Annotated in this window: 7 protein-coding genes; 2 read left to right on the top strand and 5 right to left on the bottom strand. The window is 55.3% G+C overall.

Going from position 1 to position 7,788, the window contains the following annotated elements:
• Window positions 1-255 precede the first annotated feature (255 nt).
• Both ACOTX2_RS18620 and mdtD read left to right on the top strand, forming a co-directional pair.
• Window positions 256-963, top strand: coding sequence for a FadR/GntR family transcriptional regulator (locus tag ACOTX2_RS18620; protein WP_022649862.1), 708 nt, complete (start codon window positions 256-258; stop codon window positions 961-963).
• The gene (gene mdtD, locus ACOTX2_RS18615) at window positions 960-2,393 is read left to right on the top strand and encodes a multidrug transporter subunit MdtD (protein ID WP_022649863.1); all 1,434 of its coding nucleotides are present in this window, start codon (window positions 960-962) and stop codon (window positions 2,391-2,393) included. Before ACOTX2_RS18620 ends, mdtD begins: the two co-directional genes overlap by 4 nt.
• Here mdtD and rbsR read toward each other — a convergent pair.
• The 5 genes from rbsR to rbsA form a co-directional block, all read right to left on the bottom strand.
• On the bottom strand, window positions 2,359-3,351 hold the full coding sequence (gene rbsR / locus ACOTX2_RS18610) for a ribose operon transcriptional repressor RbsR (RefSeq protein WP_072202236.1): 993 nt from the start codon (window positions 3,349-3,351) through the stop codon (window positions 2,359-2,361). The two genes, mdtD and rbsR, sit on opposite strands and share 35 nt — an antisense overlap.
• A gap of 3 nt (window positions 3,352-3,354) precedes the next feature.
• The gene (gene rbsK / locus ACOTX2_RS18605) at window positions 3,355-4,284 is read right to left on the bottom strand and encodes a ribokinase (protein WP_022649865.1); all 930 of its coding nucleotides are present in this window, start codon (window positions 4,282-4,284) and stop codon (window positions 3,355-3,357) included.
• A 108-nt stretch (window positions 4,285-4,392) separates the two neighbouring features.
• A complete protein-coding gene (rbsB, locus tag ACOTX2_RS18600; protein WP_003862397.1) occupies window positions 4,393-5,283 on the bottom strand; it encodes a ribose ABC transporter substrate-binding protein RbsB in 891 nt (296 codons plus the stop codon).
• 27 nt (window positions 5,284-5,310) lie between these two features.
• Window positions 5,311-6,276, bottom strand: a complete 966-nt coding sequence (gene rbsC / locus ACOTX2_RS18595) for a ribose ABC transporter permease (RefSeq protein WP_022649866.1) — start codon at window positions 6,274-6,276, stop codon at window positions 5,311-5,313.
• Window positions 6,277-6,280: 4 nt separating this feature from the next.
• A complete protein-coding gene (rbsA, locus tag ACOTX2_RS18590) occupies window positions 6,281-7,786 on the bottom strand; it encodes a ribose ABC transporter ATP-binding protein RbsA (RefSeq protein ID WP_022649867.1) in 1,506 nt (501 codons plus the stop codon).
• Window positions 7,787-7,788: the final 2 nt, after the last annotated feature.

Raw genomic sequence — 7,788 nt, 5'->3', positions numbered from 1 at the left:
TCAGAGTCAAGCGTTTATTTTGCTTTTCTCTGCTGACCCGGCGGCTTGCGTGCCGTTGTTCCGTGTCAGTGGAGGCGCATTATAGGGAGTTCTTCTGAAGTGACAAGAGGTAATTTAAAAAAAGTTTCTGACCGTGTTTTTTTTCACCAAAAGCGATGAGATCAAGCTACAAATTGTTCTAATTGATGTATCTGCAACCACAATCACCCCTGAGATGGCATAATTAGCCGCATCAATATTTAAGGAATAAAAGCGATGCCATTAAGCGCACAACAGCTGGCAGCTCAAAAAAACCTGTCCTATGTGCTGGCAGAAAAGCTGGCTCAGCTGATCTTAGCGGGTAAATATGCCCCAGGTAGCATCCTGCCCAGCGAGATGGAGCTGGGGGATCAGTTTGGTGTAAGCCGTACCGCCGTTCGCGAAGCGGTAAAAACATTAACGGCGAAAGGGATGGTGCTTCCACGCCCGCGCATTGGCACCCGCGTTATGCCTCAGGGGAACTGGAACTTTCTCGATCAGGAGTTACTCACCTGGTGGATGACCGAAGATAACTTTAATCAGGTCGTCGATCACTTTCTGGTCATGCGCAGCAGTCTTGAGCCTCAGGCCTGTCTGCTTGCCGCCACGCTCGGCACAGCAGAGCAAAAAGCGCAGCTCAATACTTTTATGGAAGAGATGGTGGATCTGAAAAAGCACTTTAACCGCGAGCGCTGGATAGAGGTCGATATGGCCTGGCATGAACATATCTATAATATGAGCGGAAATCCTTTCCTGACCTCCTTTGCTTCTTTATTCCATTCTGTGTACCACACTTACTTTGCCTCTATCACACAGGATGAGGTGGTGAAGCTGGATCTGCATCAGGCGATAGTCGATGCCATTCAGGAAAGCGAGGGGCAGCGAGCCCTGAGTGCGTGCCAGGCGTTGCTGGCCGCGCCAACCCACCAGCAGGTAAATAAATGACAGAGAAAAAAGCACGCAGTATGGCCGGATTGCCGTGGATTGCAGCCATGGCGTTCTTTATGCAGGCACTGGATGCCACTATCCTCAATACCGCCCTTCCCGCAATAGCCCAAAGCCTTAACCGCTCCCCACTGGCGATGCAATCCGCCATCATCAGTTATACCCTGACGGTGGCGATGCTCATTCCGGTCAGCGGCTGGCTGGCCGATCGTTTCGGCACGCGCAAAGTGTTTATGCTGGCGGTGACGCTGTTCACCCTCGGTTCTCTGGCTTGCGCCCTTTCTACCTCTCTGACGGAACTGGTTATCTTCCGCGTTCTACAGGGGATAGGCGGCGCGATGATGATGCCCGTCGCGCGTCTGGCGTTATTGCGCGCCTATCCGCGCAGCGAACTGCTCCCGGTGCTCAACTTTGTGACTATGCCGGGGCTGGTCGGCCCGATACTTGGCCCGGTTCTCGGCGGCGTACTGGTGACCTGGGCAAGCTGGCACTGGATCTTCCTGATTAATATTCCGATTGGTGTGGCAGGGCTAATCTATGCCCGCAAATATATGCCGAACTTCACCACACCACGACGCAGCTTCGATATGGGCGGCTTCTTCCTGTTTGGCCTGAGCCTGGTCCTGTTCTCCAGCGGGATGGAGCTGTTTGGCGAGAAAATCGTAGCGACGTGGCTGGCGCTGGCCATTATTCTTAGCGGTATTCTGCTGTTCCTTCTATATATCCGTCATGCGCGTCGCCATCCGACACCGCTTATCTCTTTATCTCTGTTTAACACCCGAACGTTTTCCGTCGGGATCGCGGGCAATATTGCCTCGCGTCTGGGCACGGGCTGCGTACCGTTCCTGATGCCGCTGATGCTCCAGGTCGGTTTCGGCTATCCGGCCCTGATTGCTGGCTGCATGATGGCCCCCACAGCGATGGGCTCAATTCTGGCAAAATCGACGGTCACGCAGGTGCTGCGCTGGTTTGGCTATCGTAAGACGCTGGTTGGCGTGACGATATTTATTGGATTGATGATTGCGCAGTTCTCCCTGCAATCTGCGGCGTTACCCATCTGGATGCTGATCCTGCCGCTGTTTGTGCTGGGTATGGCCATGTCGACGCAGTTTACGTCGATGAACACCATCACCCTTGGGGACCTCACCGACGAGAATGCCAGCAGCGGCAACAGCGTACTGGCGGTCACTCAACAGCTGTCGATCAGCCTCGGGGTTGCCGTGAGCGCGGCGGTACTGCGGTTTTATGAAGGGTTTGACGGTACAAATACCGTTGAGCAGTTCCACTATACCTTTATCACCATGGGCGCGCTTACCGTGGTATCGGCGGTGGTCTTTATGTTGTTAAAACCAAAAGACGGCCGGAACCTGATTAAAGAGCGTCATAAAGATAAGGCTAAACCGAACCGCGTTCCATCAGAACAGGAGTAAGCTGCAAACGTTGCTGTTGCAGCGTGGGCTGAGCCATGCGGTGGATCAACACATCGATGGCCAGCTCACCCAGTTCATCCTTCGGCTGATGAATGGTGGTCAGCGGCGGCGTCATGTAGCGCGCCAGTTCGATATCATCATAACCGACGATCGCCATGTCGTCCGGAACACGTAATCCCGCCTGATACAACGCCTGATAAGCTCCGAATGCCATCGCATCGTTACCGATAAACACCGCCTGCGGGCGCGGCTCTTGCGCCAGCAGTTTCTGCATAGCTTCAAATCCACCATTAAATTCGAAATCGCCGGTGATGCGATAGCCATCAGGAATGGCAAGCCCCGCCCGTTCCATGGCCGAAAGATAGCCTTCCAGACGCAAGCGCGCCGGGGTTTTATCCAGCGGGCCGGTAATACAGGCAATGCGGGTATGACCTTTGTCGATCAAATGCTGAGTCGCCATATCGCCACCCAGCAGCGAGTTATCCTGGATCAGATCGCTGGTGCCGTCGAACGGCGCCCAGTCCATCATGACCGTAGGAATAGAAGGGTAGCGCTGGATAATCTCTTTCGAGGGTTGATGCGTTTCGGTACAGAGCAGCAGCAGCCCGTCGACGCGTTTTTGCATCAGCGTCTCCAGGTTTCGGTTCATGCGCTGCTCATCGCCTTCGGTATTGCACAGCACCAGGCTGTAGCCGCGCTCGAAGCAGCTGCGCTCCACGCCGCGCACCAGTTCAGAATAAAAAGGGTTGGTACTGGCGGTGATCAGCATGCCGATGGTGCGCGTCTGGTTAAGCTTCAGGCTGCGGGCCAGCGCAGACGGCGCATAGTTGAGTTCTTTAATTGCAGCGTCAACTTTCTCCCGAATCGCCTCGCTGACGAAGCGATCCTTATTGATAACGTGGGAGACAGTCGAGGTAGAAACGCCCGCCATACGGGCGACATCTTTCATTGTGGCCAAGCGTTACCCCTGCTGACTTAAGAATTCATCAATCTCTTTACGCCATGGAACAGAAGGCTGAGCGCCTTTACGCGTCACCGCAATCGCGGCGGCGGCATGCGCGAAGCGAATCGCGTCATCCATTGCTTTTCCTTCCAGCAGCGCCGTTACCAGCGCACCGTTGAAGGTGTCACCTGCGGCGATGGTATCAATGGCTTTGACCTTAAAGCCCGGTACGCGACGGCCTTCGCCATTGACGCTAGCCCACACCCCACGGCTGCCGAGGGTGATGATCACGGTGCCGATGCCTTTATCATGCAGCGCAAGCGCGGCACGCGCGGCATCGTCATCATTTTCGACACGGATACCCGTCAGCTTTTCCGCTTCGGTTTCGTTCGGGGTGATGATATCCACCAGCGCCAGCAGCTCGTCTGATAATACACGGGCAGGCGCCGGGTTAAGTACGACAGACGTATGATTTTCATGCGCAATTTTCGCAGCGGCCAGCACGCTTTCAACCGGTGACTCTAGCTGCATCAGCAGAGCTTCCGCTCCGGCGATGATCCCACGCTGCGCTTCGACGCGTTCAGTCGTTAACGCGGCATTAGCCCCCGCATGAATACCGATGACATTCTCACCTTCCGCATTGACAAAAATCAGCGCCACGCCGGTAGATTCCCCTGCAACCACGCTGACGGGTGCGATGTCGATTTTGTCGCTTGCCAGCTGTTTGCGTACGCGCTCGCCGGTATCGTCATCACCCGTACAGGCGATAAACGCGATATTTGCCCCGCTGCGTCCGGCGGCAACTGCCTGGTTTGCACCCTTACCGCCGAACGCGACCTGATACTGATTGCCGGTGACGGTTTCGCCCGGAGTGGGGAACGTTTCAAGGTTAAGAATGTGATCGGCATTGATACTGCCAAGGACGACGAGGTTGCCTGCGGTTTTCATGTATTGAGGTGTCCATCTGAGAGCGCCACCGGTATTACCCGGTGGCGTATGCCACACTTTTCTTTTATTTGGTGTCCCTCAGGCAGCCAGCGACTGCCTGAATCGCTTTTACTGCTTAATGACCAGTTTCAGGTCAACAGGATATTTGGCCTGAACTTTTTCGCCCTTCAGCACTTTATCGGCAGTTTGCACGCCAGTCGCGCCAATCTGCTCAGGCAGCTGAGCAATGGTCGCAGCCAGTTTGCCATCATTTACTGCTTTTTCACCATCCGGCGTGCCGTCAAATCCGACAACCATCACATCTGATTTACCCGCAGTCTGGAGCGCACGCAGCGCACCGAGCGCCATTTCGTCGTTCTGTGCAAATACCGCCTGCACATCAGGATGCGCGGTCAGCAGGTTCTGCATGACGTTCAGACCCTTTGTACGGTCGAAGTCTGCCGGCTGGCTCGCCAGCACGTTAAATTTGTGCGCCGCTACAGCCTGCTGGAAACCTTCACCACGTTCACGGGCCGCGGAAGTCCCGGCGATACCCTGCAACTCGATCACTTTCGCGCCTTCACCTGCTTTCTTCGCGATGTAGTCACCGGCGATTTTGCCGCCCAGTACGTTATCAGACGCAATATGGCTAACAACGTCGCCTTTGGTCGCCTGACGGTCCAGGGTGATTACCGGGATCTTCGCCTGGTTTGCCATCTTCACGGCGTTACCGACCGCGTCGGAATCGGTTGGGTTGATCAGCAGGATTTTGGTACCACGAACGGTTAAGTCCTGAACGTTAGCCAGCTCTTTCGCCGGGTTGTTCTGAGAATCCAGCACCACCAGGTTGTAACCCAGTTTGTCTGCTTCTTTCTGCGCGCCATCCTTCAGGGAGACGAAGAACGGGTTGTTCAGGGTAGAGACAACCAGCGCGATGGTGTCCTTCGCCATGGCGTTAGCACTTACGGTTGCGCTCAGCGCGACAGCAGAAACCAGGGTAGCCAGTTTTTTCATGTTCATATCTAAGATGTCCTGTAGTGTCGTCAGTTACTGTTTTTTGTTGTCTACCAGTACCGCCAGCAAAATCACCACTGCCTTAACGATCATCTGGTAATAGGAGGAAACACCTAACAAATTCAAACCATTATTCAGGAAACCGAGGATCAGTGCGCCGATCAATGTCCCAACAATGCGACCTTTACCGCCCGCAAGGCTCGTACCACCCAGAACCACTGCCGCGATGGCATCCAGCTCATAGCCCGTACCCGCCGTTGGCTGCGCGGAAGAGAGGCGCGCCACTTCGATGATGCCCGCCAGAGATGCCAGCAGACCGCACAGGGAGTAAACGATAATTTTAACTTTGTTGACGCTAATACCGGACAGACGCGTTGCCGATTCGTTACCGCCCAGCGCATAAATATAACGACCCAGACGGGTATGATGCAGCATGTACCATGCCGCCAGGAAGACGATAGCCATGATCCAGACTGGCGTCGGGATACCCAGAGGGCGTCCGATACCAAACCAACCAAATAGATCGGCGTTTTCGGTAAAGCCGGTATTCACCGGGCTACCGTTGGTGTACACCATGGTGACGCCGCGCAGCAGCAGCATCATCACCAGCGTGGCAATAAACGCCTGTACGCGGCCTTTTGCCACAATCACGCCGGTTACCGCGCCAATTGCCGCACCTGCCGCCAGCGCAGCAGCAACGGCCACCAGCGCGTTGACCTCAATACCGACAATCGACGCGGCAATCGCACCGGTGAGCGCCAGCAGGGAACCGACGGACAGATCGATACCCGAGGTCAAAATCACCAGCGTCATCCCCACCGCCATAATGGCGTTGACGGAGGTCTGCTGAAGAATGTTGAACAGGTTATTGACGGTAAAAAAGTTCGGGCTCATGGTCGAGACAATCGCGATCAGCACCAGCAGGGCAATCAGCGATTTTTGTTCCATCAGCCATGCCTTTGTGAAATAGCGGCGACCAGAAACAGCCTGGGTAGTCATCTTCTTACTCCTGATTCACGCGATTAAGCTTGCCCACAGCGGCAGCCATCAGAACTTCCTGGGTGGCCTGCTCGCGAGTGAATTCACCACCGAGATGCCCTTCATGCATGACGATAATGCGATCGCTCATGCCTAATACTTCTGGCATCTCGGAAGAGACCAGAATGATGCTCAGACCGTCGGCCTTGAACTGGTTAATCAGCTGATAGATCTCTTTTTTCGCGCCCACGTCAACGCCGCGAGTTGGCTCATCGAGGATCAGTACTTTCGGGCGCGTCATCAACCCGCGGGCAATCGCCACTTTCTGCTGATTACCGCCGGACAACAGGCCAATCGCCTGCTCCATCGATGGGGTTTTAACGTTAAAGAGACGGATAAAATCGCTGACCGCCTGCTGCTCATCTTTGTGTTTCAGGCTGCCGCCGCTGCGGCTGAAATAGCGTAGCGCGGTCAGGGACATGTTCTCTTTTACCGACATGCCCAGCACTAAGCCGTCACGCTTACGGTCTTCGGAGATATAGACAATGCCGTTCGCCAGGCCATCCTGCGGCGAGCGGGTGACCACCTCATGGCCGTCAAGGGTAACGTAGCCGCTGGTGCGCGGCAGTGCGCCATAGAGCACTTTCATCAGTTCGGTACGTCCCGCGCCCATCAGGCCCGCGACGCCAAGGATCTCGCCCTTGCGCAGGGTAAAGGAGACGTCATCCACACCCGGCCCGCAGAGGTTATCCACCTTCAGGCGGATCTCTCCTGGCGCTTTGTCCAGACGCGGATACTGGTCTTCGAGCTTACGTCCCACCATCATTTCAATCAGCGAATCTTCGGTCAGCGTGGCCACTTCACGCTCGGCAATGAACTGCCCGTCGCGGAAGACGGTGACGTCGTCGCAGATCTCGAAAATTTCTTTCATGCGGTGAGAGATATAGACAATGCCGCGCCCCTGGGATTTCAACTCACGGATCACGCGGAAGAGGGATTCGGTTTCGGTATCGGTCAGGGCGTCGGTCGGTTCATCCATAATGATGACCTTCGACTCGAAGCTCAGCACCTTCGCGATCTCCACCATCTGCTGATCGCCGATGGAAAGGTCGCCCACCAGTCGGTCGCTCTTAAAGCGCAGATTCAGCTTCGCCAGCAGTTTGTCCGCTTCGGCATACATGGTTTTCCAGTCGATTTTGCCAAACCGGTTCACGAACTCACGGCCGAGGAAGATGTTCTCCGCAATGGTGAGCTGCGGGATCAGGTTCAGCTCCTGGTGGATGATGCCAATGCCCGCTTCCTGAGAGGATTTCGGGCCGTTGAAGGTGGTCTCTTTACCCAGCCACAGCAGCGAACCGGCATCGCGTTGATAGATCCCGGTCAGCACTTTCATCATGGTGGATTTACCGGCGCCGTTTTCGCCCACCAGCGCCATTACGCGCCCGGAATAGACGTTCAGCGCCGCGCCGGAGAGGGCTTTAACGCCCGGGAACGACTTATCGATCCCTTTGAGTTGCAGTAATGCGTCCATGA

Origin of the sequence: Enterobacter cloacae complex sp. IR5412, from assembly GCF_049237385.1 — a bacterium.
Classification (GTDB): Bacteria; Pseudomonadota; Gammaproteobacteria; order Enterobacterales; family Enterobacteriaceae; genus Enterobacter; species Enterobacter intestinihominis.
The sequence above is the reverse complement of the archived record's forward strand: the minus strand, read 5'-3'. Positions and strand labels throughout refer to the sequence as shown.